General features: G+C 71.7%; 11 protein-coding genes and 2 pseudogenes. 7 read left to right on the forward strand and 6 right to left on the reverse strand.

The features are described from left to right. Positions 1 to 6: 6 nt before the first annotated feature. The gene (gene gcvP / locus Phou_RS35480; protein WP_173065316.1) at positions 7 to 2,766 is read left to right on the forward strand and encodes an aminomethyl-transferring glycine dehydrogenase; all 2,760 of its coding nucleotides are present in this window, start codon (positions 7 to 9) and stop codon (positions 2,764 to 2,766) included. Between the two features lie 493 nt (positions 2,767 to 3,259). Here gcvP and Phou_RS35485 read toward each other — a convergent pair. Beyond that, positions 3,260 to 3,459, reverse strand: a pseudogene (locus Phou_RS35485) (DUF5999 family protein). Positions 3,460 to 3,896: 437 nt separating this feature from the next. Between Phou_RS35485 and Phou_RS35490 the strand changes: the two are divergent. Together Phou_RS35490 and def are read left to right on the forward strand one after the other, a co-directional pair. Then, positions 3,897 to 4,939 (forward strand): annotated as a pseudogene (locus Phou_RS35490) (chorismate-binding protein). 130 nt (positions 4,940 to 5,069) lie between these two features. After that, positions 5,070 to 5,567, forward strand: a complete 498-nt coding sequence (gene def, locus Phou_RS35495) for a peptide deformylase (RefSeq protein WP_173065319.1) — start codon at positions 5,070 to 5,072, stop codon at positions 5,565 to 5,567. Positions 5,568 to 5,759: 192 nt separating this feature from the next. On the opposite strand, the gene Phou_RS35500 is transcribed toward def, so the two are convergent. The 5 genes from Phou_RS35500 to Phou_RS35520 all read right to left on the reverse strand — a co-directional run bounded on the left by Phou_RS35500 (position 5,760) and on the right by Phou_RS35520 (position 12,498). Next, positions 5,760 to 8,312, reverse strand: coding sequence for an ABC transporter permease (locus tag Phou_RS35500; RefSeq protein ID WP_173068759.1), 2,553 nt, complete (start codon positions 8,310 to 8,312; stop codon positions 5,760 to 5,762). 1 nt (position 8,313) lies between these two features. Next, entirely contained in the window at positions 8,314 to 9,084 is a 771-nt protein-coding gene (locus Phou_RS35505; protein WP_173065322.1) for an ABC transporter ATP-binding protein, read from the reverse strand. Between the two features lie 432 nt (positions 9,085 to 9,516). Further along, positions 9,517 to 10,191 carry a response regulator gene (locus Phou_RS35510; RefSeq protein ID WP_173065326.1) on the reverse strand — a complete coding sequence of 225 codons (675 nt, stop codon included), beginning with the start codon at positions 10,189 to 10,191 and terminating at the stop codon, positions 9,517 to 9,519. Between the two features lie 16 nt (positions 10,192 to 10,207). Next, positions 10,208 to 11,443 (reverse strand): sensor histidine kinase, encoded by a 1,236-nt coding sequence (locus Phou_RS35515; RefSeq protein WP_173065329.1) that lies wholly within the window; start codon positions 11,441 to 11,443, stop codon positions 10,208 to 10,210. 128 nt (positions 11,444 to 11,571) lie between these two features. Beyond that, complete coding sequence (locus Phou_RS35520) at positions 11,572 to 12,498, reverse strand: RecB family exonuclease (protein ID WP_173065331.1); 927 nt, start codon at positions 12,496 to 12,498, stop codon at positions 11,572 to 11,574. A gap of 165 nt (positions 12,499 to 12,663) precedes the next feature. Here Phou_RS35520 and Phou_RS35525 point away from each other — a divergent pair, with 165 nt between their 5' ends. From Phou_RS35525 to arc, 4 genes are all read left to right on the forward strand, one after another. Then, positions 12,664 to 13,755, forward strand: a complete 1,092-nt coding sequence (locus Phou_RS35525) for a site-2 protease family protein (protein WP_246274393.1) — start codon at positions 12,664 to 12,666, stop codon at positions 13,753 to 13,755. Then, complete coding sequence (locus Phou_RS35530) at positions 13,752 to 14,693, forward strand: tRNA (adenine-N1)-methyltransferase (RefSeq protein ID WP_173065333.1); 942 nt, start codon at positions 13,752 to 13,754, stop codon at positions 14,691 to 14,693. The genes Phou_RS35525 and Phou_RS35530 overlap by 4 nt, the downstream gene beginning before the upstream one ends. Next, on the forward strand, positions 14,686 to 15,273 hold the full coding sequence (locus Phou_RS35535; protein ID WP_173065335.1) for a hypothetical protein: 588 nt from the start codon (positions 14,686 to 14,688) through the stop codon (positions 15,271 to 15,273). Before Phou_RS35530 ends, Phou_RS35535 begins: the two co-directional genes overlap by 8 nt. Before the next feature lie 150 nt (positions 15,274 to 15,423). Beyond that, a complete protein-coding gene (arc, locus tag Phou_RS35540) occupies positions 15,424 to 17,205 on the forward strand; it encodes a proteasome ATPase (protein WP_173065337.1) in 1,782 nt (593 codons plus the stop codon). Positions 17,206 to 18,232 lie beyond the last annotated feature (1,027 nt).

Genomic DNA, 18,232 nt, shown 5'->3' on the forward strand with positions numbered 1-18,232 from the left:
CCGCCCATGAGTTTCGCCGCCCGCCACATCGGCCCCTCCGCCGCCGAGCAGCGCCGCATGCTGGAGAGCGTGGGGTACGGCTCGCTGGACGAGCTGATGGATGCCGCGATCCCCGAGGTCATCCGCTGGCACGACGGGCTCGACCTGCCGCCGGCCGCCTCCGAGGAGGAGGCGCTCGCCGAGCTGCGCGCGCTCGCCACCCGCAACACCGTGGCCGTCTCGATGATCGGCCTCGGCTACCACGGCACCCACACGCCGGCCGTCATCCGCCGCAACGTGCTGGAAAACCCCGCCTGGTACACGGCGTACACCCCGTACCAGCCGGAGATCAGCCAGGGTCGCCTCGAGGCGCTGCTCAACTTCCAGACCATGGTGGCCGACCTCACCGGCCTCACCACCGCCAACGCGTCGATGCTCGACGAGGCCACCGCCGCGGCCGAGGCGATGACCCTCGCCCGCCGCGCGAGCAAGAGCACCAGCCAGGTGTACGTGGTGGACGCCGACGCGCTGCCGCAGACCATCGACGTCATCCGCACCCGGGCGGAGCCGCTCGGCCTCACGGTGCGCGTCGTCGACCTGGCGGCCGAGCCGCTGCCGGAGGAGTTCTTCGGGCTGCACCTGCAGTACCCCGGTGCCTCGGGCGCGATCCGCGACGACGCCGCGCTTGTCGACGGCGCCCACGCGGTCGGCGCGCTGGTGACCGTCGCCGCCGACCTGCTCGCGCTCACGCTGCTGCGCCCGCCGGGCGAGATCGGCGCGGACATCGCGGCCGGCACCACGCAGCGCTTCGGGGTACCGATGGGATTCGGCGGCCCGCACGCCGGCTACCTGGTGGTCCGCGCGGGCCTGGAGCGGATGCTGCCCGGTCGCCTCGTGGGCGTGTCCCGCGACGCGGACGGCGCCCCGGCGTACCGGCTCGCGCTGCAGACCCGCGAGCAGCACATCCGCCGCGAGAAGGCGACCAGCAACATCTGCACCGCCCAGGTGCTGCTCGCCGTGATGGCCAGCATGTACGCGGTCTACCACGGTCCCGAGGGCCTGCGCGCCATCGCGTCCCGCGTGGCCGGCCGCGCCGCGACGCTCGCCGCGGGCCTGCGGGCCGGCGGGGTCTCGCTGGCCTCGGACGACTTCTTCGACACGGTGACCGCGCTCGTGCCGGGGCGGGCCGCCGCCGTGGTGGCAGCGGCCGAGGCGCGCGGGGTCAACCTGCGGCTGGTGTCCGAGGACGCGGTGGGGATCGCGTGCGACGAGACCACGACGTACGCGCACCTTTCGCACGTGTGGGCCGCGTTCGGCGTCGAGCCGGTCGAGCCGGTGACCGCGACGGTGCCGCTGCCGCGCGAGTCGCAGTACCTGACCCACCCGGTCTTCCACAGCCACCACTCGGAGACCGCGATGCTGCGGTACCTGCGGCGGCTGGCCGACAAGGACTACGCGCTCGACCGCGGCATGATCCCGCTCGGCTCCTGCACGATGAAGCTCAACGCCACCACCGAGATGGAGCCGGTGACGTGGGCCGAGTTCGCGGACGTGCACCCCTTCGCGCCCGCCGCCCAGGCGACCGGCTACACCGAGCTGATCTCCCAGCTGGAGGGTTGGCTGGCCGAGATCACCGGGTACGACGCGGTGAGCGTCCAGCCCAACGCCGGCTCCCAGGGTGAGCTCGCCGGGCTGCTGGCCATCCGCGCGTACCACCTGTCGCGCGGCGACACCGAGCGGAACGTGTGCCTCATCCCGTCCAGCGCCCACGGCACGAACGCTGCCAGTGCGGTGATGGCCGGTATGCGCGTCGTGGTCGTGGCCTGCGACGACGAGGGCAACGTCGACCTCGTCGACCTCGACCGCCTGGTGGACACGCACCGTTCCGCCCTCGCGGCCGTCATGGTCACCTACCCCTCGACCCACGGCGTGTACGAGACCGGCATCGCCTCGCTCTGTGCGAAGGTGCACGACGCCGGCGGCCAGGTGTACGTCGACGGCGCCAACCTCAACGCGCTCGTCGGGTACGCCAAGCCGGGCCGCTTCGGCGCCGACGTGTCACACCTCAACCTGCACAAGACGTTCTGCATCCCGCACGGCGGCGGCGGGCCGGGCGTGGGGCCGGTCGCGGTGCGCTCGCACCTCGCGCCGTTCCTGTCCACGACGGTCTCCGCCGCACCGTACGGCTCGGCCGGCATCCTGCCGATCCCGTGGGCGTACCTGCGCATGATGGGCCCGGACGGCCTGATGCGCGCGACCGGCGCGGCGGTCCTCGCGGCCAACTACGTGGCGGCGCGGCTGCGCGAGCACTACCCGGTGCTGTACACGGGCAACAAGGGCCTGGTCGCCCACGAGTGCATCCTGGACCTGCGGCCGCTGACGAAGGCGACCGGCGTGAGCGTGGACGACGTGGCCAAGCGCCTGATCGACTACGGCTTCCACGCCCCGACCATGTCCTTCCCGGTGGCCGGCACGCTGATGGTCGAGCCGACCGAGTCGGAGGACCTGGCCGAGCTGGACCGCTTCTGCGACGCGATGATCGCGATCCGGTCCGAGATCGACTCGGTGGGGTCGTGGGGCGCGGACAACCCGCTCGCCAACGCGCCGCACACGGCGTCGATGGTGACCGCTGACGAGTGGACGCACCCGTACCCGCGTTCGGTGGCGGCGTACCCGTCAGGCGTGGACCGTGCGGCCAAGTACTGGGCACCGGTCCGCCGCATCGACGGCGCCTTCGGTGACCGCAATCTCGTGTGCGCCTGCCCGCCGGTCGACTCGTACGCGTGATCGCTTCGAGGGCCGGCTTCGGCCGGCCCTTCGGGGTTCGATTCGCCCCGGTGTTCCGCTTGGTGGGGTTTCGGCCCGTGTTGGCGTTACGTGCTCGGCCCGGTTGTTCTGGCCCGGCCGTTCGGCCCGTCCGGGTGGTTCTCGGCTCGGCCGGGATTCGGGCCGTTCGGGTGTTTCCGGCTCGGCTGGGTTCCGGCGGTCCGGCGCGGGGTGGGCACGCGGCAGGGCGTGGCTGGGTGCGGCGGTGCGGGGGAGCGGAGGCGCACGCGGCCGGGTTTCGGAGGTGTGGGAGCGGCGCGGGCACGCGGCGGGGCTCGGCCGGGCGCCTGCGGCGTCGAGGCGGCGGTGGGAGGGCCGGCATGGGCGCGGTGGCATGGCCGCTTGGTCGGGCGGCCTTACCGGGGAGGGACGACGGTGTCCGTCGAGAGCCTCAGCCCGCGAACGTTGAGGGCGAGGCTGGTGGCATGCTCACTCAGATGGAGCGTGCCCTGTCTCAGGCGGCGAGGGCGTGGCGCGCCGGGCCGCGGTGCGGGGCGATGGACCGGCCGTCAGGCAGGAGCTCGCCAGTGTCCTCGAAGACGATGACGCCGTTGCAGAGAAGGCTCCAGCCTTGCTCTGGGAAACACGCCACGACGCGTGCGGCATCCCGATCGGTGGCTTCAGCGGAGGGGCAGGGGGTTTGTGCGAACACATCGGGTTCTCCGGGCTGTGGGGTGCTGTGTCACGGTTCACATGACCAGTGACGCACGCTACCAAGCAAAACGACACTCTTTCGAACAAGTAATGGCACTAACACGGGAGAATCCACCCTTCGGATGAGGCACTTCGACCCACTCGTACTGGGAACGCTCCCAACTACGTTAAACGTTGTCAGCGGGGCGCAGCCTTCCCGTTACGGCGCGTTCAGAGAGCGTTCTCGCATTGAGTGGCGGATCGACCACGGTGGCGATCCCTTCCATGTTCTCCAAGCCTTCCTCGACCGGCACGGACTCCCGGTGCGGGATCTGGGTCGGATCGGCGACACACCGGACCGTCCGGGTGCCGCGGCCGGCGCGTCGGTCTTCGTCTCAGCGGCCGCCGGTGCCTGGGCCGCGGGCGCGCCGATCGGCCCGCCGAGCCCGGCGCCGGCCGTGCCCGACCTGGTCGCCGTCGTGTACGACCCGGCGCCACCCGCCCACGCGGGAACCGGCCCACCGCTCGCCCTCGCCGGTGGCTCCCAAGGCCTCGCCGGCGATGCGGTCACCTACCAGCCCTACCACGCGGGTGAGGCCAGCGGCCACACGAGCGCCGGCCCGGTGCCCGCTTCCAGCCTGCCGCGTCCTTCCGGTCCGGTTTATGGCGAATCCCGGGGTGGCGGCGGGTGGCAGCTGGGCCGGTGGCGCTCCAGCTGGACGCCCGCGGCGCACGCCGACGCGGTGCGCGCGGTGCGGGGCGCGATCGCCCGGGGCGACGTCTACCAGGTGAACGTCGTAGGGCACGCCGCCGCCCCCTACTTCGGTGACCCCTGCCCGCGCTGCGGCGGCTGGCCGGGCTGCGCGGCGCGCGGTACGCGGGCGTGCTCACCGGCGCCGGCTGGGCGATCGGCTGCGCGTCACCGGAGACGCTGGTGGAGGTCTCCGGCGGCCGCGTGGTGACCCGGCCGATCAAGGGCACGCGCGCGGCGACCGCCGCCGGGCGGCGCGAACTGCTCGAGTCGGCCAAAGAGCGCGCCGAGCACATCATGATCGTCGACCTGGAGCGCAACGACCTGGCCCGGATCGCGCGCACGGGCTCGGTGCGGGTCGACGACCTGTACGCGATCCGGCGCTGGTGCGACCTCTGGCAGGCCGAGTCCACCGTCTCCGCCGAGCCGGCACCCGGCCTCGGCCTCGCCGACCTCCTTCGCGCGGTGTGCCCCGGCGGCTCGGTGACCGGCGCACCCAAACTGGCCGCGCTCGGCGAGATCGCCGCGCTGGAGCCGGTCGGCCGCGGCGCGAGCATGGGCGCGCTCGGCTGGGTCGGCCACGACCGGATCGACCTGGGACTGACCATCCGCACCGCCGCCGCCGACGGCGAACGCCTGCACCTGTGGGCCGGCGGCGGCATCACCTGGGGCAGCGACCCCGAGGCCGAGGTCGACGAGGCGGCCGCGAAGGCCGCACCCCTCCGCGCCGCCCTGGCCGGCGAGGCCTGACCCGCGCTTGGCCCCGGGCCGGCAGCGTCCAGACCGCGAGACCCCGCCCCGCTCGCGCGGGCCTCGTGGAACGGTGGCGCGACACGAGCGGGGAAGGCGGGCGGGTAAGGAACCGGATAGCCTGACGGCCATGACGATGCGGCCCATCCGGCTGCTGGGCGACGCGGTCCTGCGTACGCCGGCCGAACCGATCACCTCCTTCGACACCGAGCTGCACGCGCTCGTCACCGACCTCATGGACACGCTGCTCGGCGCGCCCGGGCGGGCCGGGGTCGCGGCGACCCAGATCGGGGTCAGCGCGCGCGTGTTCGTCTACGACGCGGACGGCGAGGTGGGCCACGTGGTCAACCCGACGATCGAGCTGTCGGAAGAGATGCAGGACGGTGACGAGGGCTGCCTGTCGATCCCCGAGCTGTACTTCCCGACGCCGCGCGCCATGTTCGCGACCGTGCGGGGCTTCGACCAGTACGGCGCGCCGCTGACCATCAGCGGGAGCGGCTTCCTCGCGCGCGCACTGCAGCACGAGACCGACCACCTCGACGGCAAGCTCTACATCGACACGCTCCGCGGCGACACCCGCCGGCAGGCGCTGCGGGACATCCGCGCCGCCGCGTGGTCGCGCCGCTAGCGCAAGATCTTTCAAACCGGGATCCGAGCTACCGCGATGCCCGTCGTGGTCCGGACCGTTCCTCCCGGGGCCTCACCGTCCGCGTCTCAAACCCGCGCCGGCTCTGCGGCCCGCGGGGAGCGCGGTCGGCCTCGGGCATAAACGCCCGATGGGGGCGGCCCGCCCGAGCCGCCCCCATCTGTCCCCCGTGGGCTATTCGTGTGCGATGGCGCCGAGCACGTTCAGGCGCGCGGCGCGGATCGCGGGCAGGATCGCGGCGACCACTCCAACGATCGCTGCCACGACCACGGCAAGCCCCATCTGGGACCAGGGAAGGACGAGTTCGGTGATGCCGTCGTCCTTGAGGGCGCGGACCACCGCGGCGCCGAGACCCGTGCCGACCACGACGCCCAGGATCGCCCCGAACATCGAGATCACCACCGCCTCGACCGTGATCATGCGCATCGTCTGCGCGCGGCGCAGGCCGATCGCGCGGAGCAGGCCCAGCTCGCGGGTCCGCTCCAGCACCGACAGCGCGAGCGTGTTGACGATGCCCAGCACCGCGATCAGGATCGCCAGTGCCAGCAGGATCTGGATCATCGTGAGGATCTGGTCGAACCCGCTGGTCTGCTGCTCGATGAACTTGCTCCGGTCGGCCACCGACACCTCGGGGCTGTTTGCGAGCAGCTTGTCGACCTGCGGCTCCACCTGTGCGACGGTCGCGCCCTGGCTCAGCTGGATGTACCCCTGCGTCGGCTGCGGGATCGCGAAGTCCTTGGTCGCCTGCACCGGCAGCACGAAGCCGCCGTACAGATCGGACTCCTTGTAGATCCCAGACAGCGTGTACGTGTGCGCGTCACCCCGGGACAGCTGCACCGTCAGGCGCGAGCCCACCGACAGGCCCTTGTCCGTCGCGGTGCCCGAGTCGACGAGCACCTGGTCGGCGCCGAGCGAGTCGATGCTCCCGGACGACGGCTCGGCCCGGTACACGTCCTTCAGCGCGGCGATGTCGGTGACGGCGGTGAGGTACTCCTTGTCGCCGTTGACCGTGCCGAGGTCCGCGTACGTGCCGGTCGCCGCCTTCACCCCCGGGATCGCCTTGGCCTCGTCGAGCACCGCCGGGTCGAAGCTCGGCGGGCGCGGACCGCTCTGCGCGCCGGAGATGACGAGGTCGGCGTTGATGGTGTCCTCGGCGAGCTTGGTGATGCTCGACTTCGCCGAGCCGAGCAGCACCGTGACGCCGGTGACCAGAGCGATGCCCACCATCAGCGCGGCCGCCGTGATGGCGGTGCGCCGCGGGTTGCGGCCGGAGTTGAGGCGGCCCAGCTTGCCCGGCACCGACCACGAGAAGATGCGGCCGAGCAGGCCCACCACCGGCCTGCTCACCAGCGGGGTCAGCAGCGCCACGCCGATGAACGTGACCAGCACACCGCCCAGGATCGTCCACAGTGTCCAGTCGTCGCCGGCCTTGCCGCTGAGCCCGAGCGCGAGCAGCGCGCCGCCCGCGGCGCCGACGATGGCGCCCCACACGGTGACCTTCGTGAGTGGACGGTCGGGCGTCGCGACCTCCTGCATCGCGGCGACCGGCGGGATGCGCGACGCGCGCAGCGCCGGCAGGACCGCGGCGACCACCGTCACCAGCAGGCCGACCACGAAGGAGCTGATGACCGCGGCGGCCGGCACACCGACCGACGCCATCTCCAGCCCGCCGCCGATGCTGCCGAACACGAACGCCAGCAGCGCGCCCACGCCGACGCCCGCGCCGAGGCCGAGCACCGAGGCGACAAGGCCGATCACCACCGCCTCGATGAGCACCGAGCCGACCATCTGCCTTCGGCTCGCGCCGACCGCGCGCATCAGCGCCAGCTCCCGCGTCCGCTGCGCCACGATGATCGAGAACGTGTTGAGGATCAGGAAGATGCCGACGAACAAAGCCACGCCGGCGAAGCCGAGCAGGATGTTGTTGAAGAAGCTCAGCCCTTCCTTGAGCGAGCCGGACGCCTCGTCGGCGAGCTGCTTGCCGGTCTTCACCTCGTACCCGCTGCCGAGCTGGGCGGCGATGTCGTCGCGCAGCTTCTCGTGCGAGACGCCGTCGGCGGCCTTGACGGTGATCTGGTTCCACACGCCGCTCTCGCCGAGCATCAGCTTCTGCGCCACCGGTGGCGTGAACTCCACCTGCTGCACGCCGCCGAGGCTGTCGCGGTCGCCGCTGTACCCGAAGATGCCGACGATCGTGAAGTCCTGGCGCGGCTCGCGCGTGAGCACGCCCACCTTGTCGCCCACCTTCACCTTGCCGGCGTCGGCGAGCGTCTTGTTGATGGCAATCTCGTTGTCGGCGGTGGGGCCGCGCCCGTCGCGCAGCTCGATGAGCCCGTCGTCAGGGTTCCAGCTCTCGCCCAGCTGCGGCGGGCCGAACGAGGTGACCACCTTGCCGTTGTCGCCGATGAGCCGGGCGCCGTCGGTCGAGACGTAGCCGGTGACCTTTGCCACACCGGGCACCGCCGCGACCTTGTCCACAGTGGAGGCGGGGAACGGCGCCGCCGCCTCCTCGCCCTCGAACTCGCTGACGTTCACCTTGGGCTTGGCGGCAACGCCGACGTCGGTCTGCGAGTAGGCCGTGGAGAAGACCGCGTCGAAGGAGCGGCCGAGCGTGTCGGTGAGCACGAACGCACCCGACACGAACATCACGCCCAGCACGACCGCCAGCCCCGACAACACCAGCCGGAGCTTGCGGGCGAGCAGGCTTTTCATCGTGGCGCGGAACATGTCAGGCCGCCGCCTCACCGGTGAGGACGTCCAGGCGCTTCATCGTGTCGAGCACCGACTCGGGCGTCGGCTCGTAGAGCTCGGAGACGATCGAGCCGTCGGCGAGGAAGACGACGCGGTCCGCGTACGACGCGGCGACCGGGTCGTGGGTCACCATGACGATCGTCTGCCCGTACTCCCGGACGGAGCGCTGCAGGAACGCGAGCACCTCGGCGCCGGAGCGGGAGTCGAGGTTGCCGGTCGGCTCGTCCGCGAAGACCACCTCGGGGCGGGACACGAGCGCGCGGGCGCACGCCACGCGCTGCTGCTGGCCGCCGGAGAGCTGGGAGGGGCGGTGGCCGAGCCGGTCGCCGAGCCCCACCGTGGCGATCACCGTGTCGAACCAATCCTGGTCCGGCTTGCGCCCGGCGATCGACAGCGGCAGCAGGATGTTTTCCTTGGCCGACAGCGTGGGCAGCAGGTTGAACTGCTGGAAGATGAAGCCAACCTTGTCGCGGCGCAGCTTGGTCAGGCCGGCGTCGCCGAGCCCGGTGACGACCGTCTCGCCGATCGCGACCTGGCCGCGTGTCACCGAGTCGAGCCCCGCCAGGCAGTGCATCAGCGTGGACTTGCCGGACCCGGACGGGCCCATGATCGCGGTGAACCGGCCCCGCTCGAACTCCGCGCTGACCCCCCGCAGCGCGACCACCTGGGCCTCACCCGAGCCATACACCTTCCACACGTCGGTGGCACGGGCCGCCACATGGGTGTCGCGGGCTACCGTCGTCGTCACTGTTTCCCCCTCGTTGCGATCCTCGTCCGGGCGGAACCCGGGCGCAGGGAAGCTGGTCCGGCCGGACGCTTGGACCGGCCGGCAGCATCCATGTTCGGGGCCGCGGAGCGCGGAATCGTCCGCCCCCGGGGGAACTCCAAACCCACCTTTGGATGCGGGCCGTCCCCGATGCGCGCTCAGGGTTGCCCCTGACACGTGCGATGCGGGCCATGCCCAAACACCGCACCGCGGGGTTGCCCCTGAGCGCGCTCGCACATATGGCCTCTGGCGAGGCCATCCCCCGAATGCCGCTGAGCCTGATGATTCGCTCGCTCATGTCGGAACCCACGCTAGGACACGAAAAGGCCCGCGCCGTCGTGCTTGCGGAGACTCTTCGGGTACGACCGGCGTGGTGCACGGCGGTGCCGGCGTCCCCCTGGAGGAGTACGCGCCCTAGGCGCCGGGGCGGACGAGACCCGTCTCGTAGGCGAGCACGACCGCCTGCACGCGGTCGCGGAGGCCGAGCTTCGTGAGCACGTGCCCCACGTGTGTCTTGATTGTGGTCTCGCTCACCGAGAGCGCGCCGGCGATCTCCGCATTGGACAGCCCGCGCGCCACCTGGATGAGCACCTCGCGCTCCCGCTCGGTCAGCGAGTCCAGCGCCTTCGGCGGGGTGGAGGAGGGGTCGGGCAGGCTGTCCGCGAACCGGTCCAGCAGCCGCTTGAGGATCCGCGGCGCCACCACCGCCTCGCCGGCCGCCACCGTGCGGATCGCGGTCACCAGGTCTTCGGCGGGCACGTCCTTGGCCAGGAAGCCGCTCGCGCCGGCGCGCAGCGCGCCCACCACGTACTCGTCGAGGTCGAAGGTCGTGAGGATGAGGACCCGCACCGGCAGGCGGGCGTCGACGATCGCGCGGGTCGCGGCCACCCCGTCGAGGCGGGGCATGCGGATGTCCATCAGCACCACGTCGGGCAGCAGCCGGCGGGCCAGGTCGACCGCCTCGGAGCCGTCACCGGCCTCGCCGACGATGTCCAGGTCGTCCTCGGCGCCCAGCACCATGCGGAACCCGGTCCGCAGCAGTGGCTGGTCGTCGGCGAGCAGGATCCGCACCGGCCGTTCCTGAGTCACGCTGGTCCCCCCTGGTTCACGACTGTTCCATCGGGATCTTCGCGTACACCCGGAAGCCGCCGCCCGGCCGGGGCCCGGTGCGCAACGTACCGCCGTACAGCGCGACCCGCTCGCGCATGCCGACGAGCCCGTGGCCCACGGCCTGGTCGGAGCCGGGCGCGGGGCCGCGGCCGGTGTCGAAGACCTCGACGATCAGCCAGTACACGCCGAAGCTGAGCCGCACGTGCGCGGTCGCGTTGCCGGCGTGCTTGAGCGCGTTGGTGAGCGCCTCCTGCACGATCCGGAAGATCGCGAGGGCCACCCCGGAGTCGAGCGGGCCGGGCGTGCCGTCGACCCGGAGCGCGACCGGCAGCCCCGCCTCGCGCACCTGCTCCACCAGCGCCTCGATACCGGCAAGGCCCGGCTGCGGGGACAGCTCGGCGGCCGGCTCGGCGTCGGTGCGCAGCACGTCGAGCAGGCGGCGCATCTCGCGCAGCGTGGCCCGGCTGGTGTCCTCGATGGTGGCGAGCGCCTCGTCGGCCGCGTCGGCGTCGCGCTTCAGCACGCGGCGGGCGCCGGTCGCCAGTACCCCCATCACGCTGACGTGGTGGGCGACCATGTCGTGGAGCTCGCGCGCGATGCGGCGGCGCTCGTCGCCGACGGCCTGCTCGGCCAGGGCCCGCTGGTTTTGCTCGGCGGCCCGGGCCCGCTCCTCCAGGGCGAGGATCGAGGTGCGGCGGGCGTGCACGGTGCGCCCGACGAGGAAGCACACCATGGCCATGAGGCCGTTGAGGAACGCGATGTAGAAGGCCGACATGTCGGTGGGGCGCAGGTCGGCCGGCGTGACCGCGTTGAGCAGGAAGACCGGCAGCCACAGCAGGGCCGCGGTCGGTGCCGCGCGCCGCAGGGGGAACTCGGCCGCGACGGTGTACGTGACCAGCAGGATCGCGATCACCATCGTGAGCGGCTGGTGCCGGGTGACGATCGAGGAGGCGAGCGAGGCGAGCACGACCCACACGGCCGTCCAGGTGGCGACCCGGCGCAGCACCAGCGCCACGCACCCGGCGAGGCTCCAGCCGATGGTCGCCGACCAGCCCGCCGTGCGCATGTCCGGCGGCCCGAACGCGGTGAGCACCATCTCCACCAGGACCACGGCGACGGCCAGCAGCGCGTCGAACCCGAGGGCGCGCCGCCCGGCCGGCTCCAGGCGCAGCCGCTCGCGCCAGCCGTCCACCAGGGAGCGGCCGACGGTCGGAGCGTCCGCACGAGCCATGCCTACCCCGCTCCGCCGTCGTGCGCGGCGTCCGTGGCCTCGCACCTGCATCCAACGAAGACGCTGCGCCGCGCTTCGCGCTGCTCCACGTCTCCGCCGGGGCCCGCTCTCCCGCTCATGTATGGAAGTTATCCGCTGCGGGACGCTTCTCCTTCGTCGCCCGCGGTGAGCCGGTCATCCTCCTGTGGGATGAGGGCACCGTCGACCGCCTGCTCCTCGCGCTCGGGGAACGGCGGCGGAGTGCCGCCGAAGGCCGGGCAGAGCGACTGGTGGCTGCACCAGTCGCAGAGCCGGCTCGGCTTGGGGCGGAAGTCGCGCTCCGCGGTGGCCCGGTCGATCGCCTGCCACAGCGCGAGCAGCGTGCGCTCGAAGCGCACCAGCTCCTCGGGGTCGGGCGCGTAGTCGCAGATCTCGCGGTCGCGCAGGTAGAGCAGGCGCAGGATGCGCGGCACGACGCCCCGCGTGCGCCACAGCACGAGCGCGTAGAACTTGAGCTGGAAGAGCGCCCGCGCCTCGAACGCCTCGCGCGGCGCGCCTCCGGTCTTGTAGTCGACCACCCGCAGGTCGCCGGCGGGGGAGACGTCGAGGCGGTCCACGTATCCCCGGATGAGCAGCCGCTCGTCGACCACCGCGGAGATCAGGCTCTCCCGCTCGGCCGGCTCCAGCCGGCTCGGGTCCTCGACCGCGAAGTAGCCCTCCAGCAGCTCGCCGGCCGATGCCAGGAACGCCTCCCGCTCGGTGTCGGTCAGCAGGTCGCCCAGCGGCGGCGCCTCATCGACCAGCCGCTCCCACTGCGGGGTGACGAGGCCGGTCGCGGCGGCGTGGGTGCGCTCGCCCGGCGGCAGGTCGAACAGCCGCTCCAGCACCGCGTGGACCAGCGTGCCCCGGGCCTGGTCGCGGGTGGGCTGCTCGGGCAGCCGGTCGATCGTGCGAAACCGGTAGAGCAGGGGACATGTCTTGAAGTCGGCCGCCCGGGAGGGGGAGAGGCTCGGCAGCACCGGCTCCTGGGCGACCTCGCCCACATCCCCGACCTCGCCCAGCTCCGCGACCGTCATGCACCGAAGGCTATGGCACGGGTACGACATCGTGGCGCAGCGGCGCCCCGTGTGTGCCCACTAAGGCGGTCTCGCCGCACGCTCGGCAACCCGTAGCATCGAGGGGTGGAGGATCGCGCGCGGCAGGACCGGACCGACCGCCGACCGGGTCTGGCCGTGGGCCGGGTGCTGGGCGTCCCGCTGTACCTGAATGCCTCCATGCTGCTGCTCGCCGTGCTCGTGACCGTGATCTACGGCGAGTTCGTGCGGCGCGAGCTGGCTCTGTCCCAGGCCGCGGGGTACGCGATCGGCTTCGGTTTCGTGGTCTGCTTACTCGGATCGGTACTCCTGCACGAACTCGGCCACGCGCTGACGGCGCGCCGGTACGGTATCGGCGTGCGCGGCATCACACTGGAGCTTCTCGGTGGCTACACCGAGATGGACCGCGACGCGCCCAGCCCCAAGGTCGACCTGTACGTCTCGCTGGCCGGGCCGGCCGTGTCGCTGGTGCTCGGCGTGGTGGCCACGGTGGCGACGCTCGCGCTGCCCGACCGCACGCTCGTCAACCAGCTCGCCTTCCAGCTCGCGGTGAGCAACATCGTCGTGGCCGTGTTCAACTCGCTGCCCGGCCTGCCGCTCGACGGCGGGCGGGCGCTCCGCGCGGCGGTGTGGGCGATCTCCAACGACCGCCACCTGGGCACCGAGGTCGCCGGGTGGGTGGGCCGTGCGGTCGCCATCGCCACCGCCGCGGCTGTCGCGCTGCTCACGGCGGTGGGGGTGCTGTCCACGTTCGGGCTGGTGTTCATGCTGCTCGTGGCGTTCACGATGTGGCAGGGCGCCGGGCAGGCGATCCGGGTGGCCCGGATCAGCCGCCGCTTCCCGCTCATCGACGTGGCCCGCCTGGCCCGCCCGGTCTTCGCCGTGCCCACCGGCACCCCGCTCGCCGAGGCGCAGCGCCGCGGCACCGACGCCGGCCGCGCCGGTGCGTCGATCGGCGTGTCCGACTCCGCCGGCCGCCTCGTCGCGCTGGTCGACCGGGCCGCCGCGGCGGCCGTCCCGGCCGAGCGCCGCCCCTGGGTCGCCGTCGACACGGTGGCCCGCGGCATCGACGGCATTCACACGATCCCGGTCGGCACGAGCGGCGAGCAGGTGATCAAGGCGGTCCAGGCGCACCCCGGCGCGCAGTACCTCGTGACCGCGGGCGACGATGTCGTCGGCGTGCTCCACGTCGCCGACCTCGCCCAGCTGTTGGAACCCAACCGGAAGTTGAACACGTGACCGCCGCGATCTCCGACGACGTCGACTCCGTGCCCGCCCACCGCGGGCCTTTCCGCCCTGGTGACCGGGTGCAGCTCACCGATCCCAAGGGCCGGATGCACACGATCGTGCTGGAGCCGGGGCGCTCGTTCCACACCCACCGCGGCGCGCTGGAGCACGACGCGCTGATCGGCCTCCCGGACGGCAGCGTGGTGACCTCCAGCGGCGGCACGGCGTACCTGGCGCTGCGCCCCCTGCTCTCCGACTACGTGCTGTCGATGCCGCGCGGCGCCCAGGTGATCTACCCGAAGGACGCGGCGCAGATCGTCGCGATGGGCGACATCTTCCCGGGTGCGAAGGTCCTGGAGGCCGGCGCGGGCTCGGGCGCGCTGTCGTGTTCGCTGCTGCGCGCGGTGGGGACCGCCGGCGAGCTTCACTCCTGGGAGGTACGGGACGACTTCGCCGCTATCGCCCGAAAGAACGTCGAGGCGTTCTTCGGTGGTCCCCACCCAGCGTGGAATCTGCACCTCGGTGACGTTGTGGAATGCCGCGAAACCGGCTTCGACCGGATAATCCTCGACATGCTCACCCCGTGGGAGGCGCTCGACCTGGTGGAGCGGTCGCTCGTGCCCGGCGGCGTCTTCATCGGGTACGTGGCGACCGTTCCCCAGCTCTCCGAGCTCGTCGAGGCGCTGCGCGAGCGCGGCTGCTTCACCGAACCGCGGGCCTGGGAGAGCCTCGTGCGCGACTGGCACGCCGACGGGCTCGCCGTGCGCCCCGACCACCGGATGATCGCCCACACCGCGTTCCTGGTCTCGACGCGCCGCCTCGCGCCCGGGGTGACCGCCCCGCCGCGGCGCCGGAAGCCGAGCAAGGGCGCCGAGGCGTACGCGGCTCGAAAGGCAGCGGCCGCCGCGCCCCCGGCGCCACGGGGTGAGGAGGCCGACACGAGTGGCTAGACCGGCGTTCGGAGGTGGTGAGCTGCCCGCGGTCTTTCCCGACTGGTCGCCGTACCAGGACCTGGACTCGGCGGCTCGGGTCTACCTGCGCGACCCTGACGTGGCCCTGGAGGCCCTCGGCGGGGTGCTGCGCGGTGCCACGGTGCTCGGTTTCACGCTCGAACGCTTCGTCAACGAGGTCAACGGCGTCTGGCAGGAGGTCGTGGTCTGCGACGGCAGCCGCCTCATCCTGTGGCACGGCGAGGACGTGGCACCCGGCGACGGGCCGCCCGGCTCGATGACCTCGTCGCTGCGCGTCGTGCCGCTCTCCACGGTCACCGAGGTGGGCTGCCGCCGCCGGCTGACCCGCACCGCCACCGGGCAGGTGCGGGTCGACAGCATCGACGTGTACCTGCTGCTCAGCTCCCTCGACGAGGCCGGGCCCAACCCCGCCGCGCCCGCGGAGGAGCAGGCCAACTCGGTACGCCACGACGCGCTCCGCTTCGGCAAGACCCTCGACGACGGCGGAGCGGGACAAATCACCCGTCTGGAGGAGTTCGCCCGACTCGTCGCGTCGATGGTCGGACGCCCGACACTTTGAGGAATGCACCGCTGTTCGGCGGGCATTACCAGTGCTGCTCACCCGCCCGTACAGATCAAGAGTCAGTGACGAGGGTGTTGCGTAGGTTCGATTGGCCGTAACACCAGTTAGTGTTATGGCAGTACGTTCAAGCCCCCGGGGAGGTGGGACGTGGCACGCAGCGACGACGCGGACTCGCGCGCCGCACGGTGGGAGAAGGAGGCCCACGATCTCTCCACTCAGGTCGCGTTCCTTCAAGAGGAACTCGCTCTGGTGCGGCGCAAGCTGACCGAAAGCCCACGACACGTCCGGCAGCTCGAGGAGCGGCTAGCGGCAACGCAGGCGCAGCTGGCCCGACTGACCGAAAACAACGAGCGGCTCGTGAGCACTCTGAAAGAGGCTCGAGCCCAGATCGTGACGCTCAAGGAAGAGATCGACCGCCTGGCGCAGCCGCCCAGCGGCTACGGCGTCTTCCTGGCCAAGCACGACGACGGCACCGTCGACGTCTTCACCGGCGGACGGAAGCTCAGGGTGGCGGTGTCCCCGTCACTCGACGTCGACGAGCTGCGCCGTGGGCAGGAGGTCCTGCTCAACGACGCGCTCAACATCGTCGACGCGTTCGGGTACGAGCGGGTCGGCGAAGTGGTCATGCTCAAGGAGGTGCTGGAGCACCCTGCCGGCGGTCCGGGTGACCGGGCGCTGGTGGTGTCCCACGCCGACGAGGAGCGGATCGTGCACCTCGCCGAGACGCTGATCGGCTCGCCGCTGCGCGCGGGTGACTCGCTCATGATCGAGCCCCGCTCGGCGTACGCGTACGAGCGGATCCCGAAGAGCGAGGTCGAGGAGCTCGTGCTGGAGGAGGTGCCCGACGTCGGATACGAGGACATCGGCGGCCTGCACTCCCAGATCGAGCAGATCCGCGACGCGGTCGAGCTGCCGTTCCTGCACTCCGACCTCTTCCGGGAGCACCAGCTGCGCCCGCCGAAGGGCATCCTGCTCTACGGCCCGCCCGGCTGCGGTAAGACCATGATCGCCAAGGCGGTGGCCAACTCGCTGGCCAAGAAGATCGCCGAGGGCCGTGGCGAGGAGAAGCACACCAGCTACTTCCTCAACATCAAGGGCCCTGAGCTGCTCAACAAGTACGTGGGTGAGACCGAGCGGCACATCCGGCTGATCTTCCAGCGCGCCCGCGAGAAGGCGGGCGAGGGCACGCCGGTCATCGTGTTCTTCGACGAGATGGACTCCGTGTTCCGCACCCGCGGCTCCGGCGTCTCCTCCGACGTGGAAAACACGATCGTCCCGCAGCTGCTCAGCGAGATCGACGGCGTCGAGGGGCTCGAAAACGTCATCGTGATCGGCGCCTCCAACCGCGAGGACATGATCGACCCCGCGATCCTCCGCCCAGGCCGCCTGGACGTGAAGATCAAGATCGAGCGCCCGGACGCCGAGGCCGCGAAGGACATCTTCTCGAAGTACATCCTGACCGGCCTCCCACTGCACCCCGACGACCTCACCGAGCACGGCGGCGACGCCCAGGCCACGGTGGGGGCAATGATCGAGGCGGTCGTCCTCCGCATGTACTCGGAGACCGAGGAGAACCGCTTCCTCGAGGTGACGTACGCCAACGGCGACAAGGAGGTCCTGTACTTCAAGGACTTCAACTCCGGCGCCATGATTCAGAACATCGTCGACCGCGGCAAGAAGATGGCCATCAAGGAGTTCCTCTCCTCGGGCCGCAAGGGCCTGCGCCTGCAGCACCTGCTGGACGCGTGCGTCGACGAGTTCCGCGAAAACGAGGACCTGCCGAACACCACCAACCCGGACGACTGGGCCCGCATCTCCGGCAAGAAGGGCGAGCGGATCGTGTACATCCGCACGCTCGTCTCCGGCGGCAAGGGCGCCGAGGCCGGCCGCTCCATCGACACGGTCAGCAACACCGGCCAGTACCTGTAACGCCAGCAACGTCAAGGGCCCCGCACGCTCCGGCGCGCGGGGCCCTGCCACGTCCGCACGCACCACCTCCGCCCAGGACCAAAAGCCCGAAGAAACGCGAGCTACCGCGACGTCCGCCGTGGTCCGGACCGTTGCTCCCGCGGCCTCACCCTCCGCCGCTGGTCCCGCTCTCGACGACCCGCCCGAGCACGCGAGCCACCGAGGCCCGACCGCAGCCCGCTGTCCGCACGTGGGGCTGGCCGCTCTTCGGCGAGGTCGCAGCCGTCCACTCGTGCGGTGTCGCCGCGCCGTCCGGTGGGTCGCTCGGCCGCCGGCGGCCTCGGCGCTCGTCCTGGCGAGGGTCGCGCGCCGCCGGTAGCGGTCTGTGCGGTCCCGTGCTCCATAAGCCCGCCACCGCTCGCCACCCACGGTCTCGCCGTCCAGCACGGCTAGGCGGCCGAGTCCTCACGGTGCCGCGCAGCGAGATGGCGGCCGCCTCCCGCCGGGGACCTCATCCCGCCGAGGCTCGCCCGTAGGCCGCGATTTCTGCCGGCCTGGGGTGCTCTCGACTTTCGGAGTAAGGATCGCTTGCCGTGCGACAGCCTCCGGTGTCCTCCCAGCTCACGGTGCCCGCGCCGCAGTGGCAAGCTTTACGGGTAAGGCATTGACCAGGCAAGATGCAAGATCCACCTGTCCGATCTTCCCCGCCCGTGCTTCTGCAGATCTTCGAGGCGGGAGTGCGCGAGTCCGCCCTCGTCGCGGTCGGTGACTGTCAATCAGGTGCCGGCGGTGTGAGCTTCGAGATCTTGGTGAGTTTGCGCGCCATTTCGACGCCAACTTGCCAAGATCTGCCGGAGTGGGCTCCTGGGTTGAGCTGGCGACCACGGAGGGTGAGGTGGTGACCCGCGAAAGGACTCCAGACGACGAAACTCCGAAAGTCGAGGGTGCTCCTCCTGGCAAGATCGCAAGCCGCCCAGCCGTGGCGTCGCCGCTCCCGCCTGGCGAGGTCGCCCGCCGTGCGATTTGACTCAGCCGTTGATGGCGTCTG

It is taken from the genome of Phytohabitans houttuyneae, assembly GCF_011764425.1.
GTDB classification, from domain to species: domain Bacteria; phylum Actinomycetota; class Actinomycetes; order Mycobacteriales; family Micromonosporaceae; genus Phytohabitans; species Phytohabitans houttuyneae.

What these genes read in the sequence shown, in the direction of transcription:
- gcvP (WP_173065316.1), top strand. Translation starts at nt 7, where the DNA reads ATGAGTTTCGCCGCCCGCCACATCGGCCCCTCCGCCGCCGAGCAGCGC.
- def (WP_173065319.1), top strand. Translation starts at nt 5,070, where the DNA reads ATGACGATGCGGCCCATCCGGCTGCTGGGCGACGCGGTCCTGCGTACG.
- Phou_RS35500 (WP_173068759.1), bottom strand. Translation starts at nt 8,312, where the DNA reads ATGTTCCGCGCCACGATGAAAAGCCTGCTCGCCCGCAAGCTCCGGCTG.
- Phou_RS35515 (WP_173065329.1), bottom strand. Translation starts at nt 11,443, where the DNA reads ATGGCTCGTGCGGACGCTCCGACCGTCGGCCGCTCCCTGGTGGACGGC.
- Phou_RS35520 (WP_173065331.1), bottom strand. Translation starts at nt 12,498, where the DNA reads ATGACGGTCGCGGAGCTGGGCGAGGTCGGGGATGTGGGCGAGGTCGCC.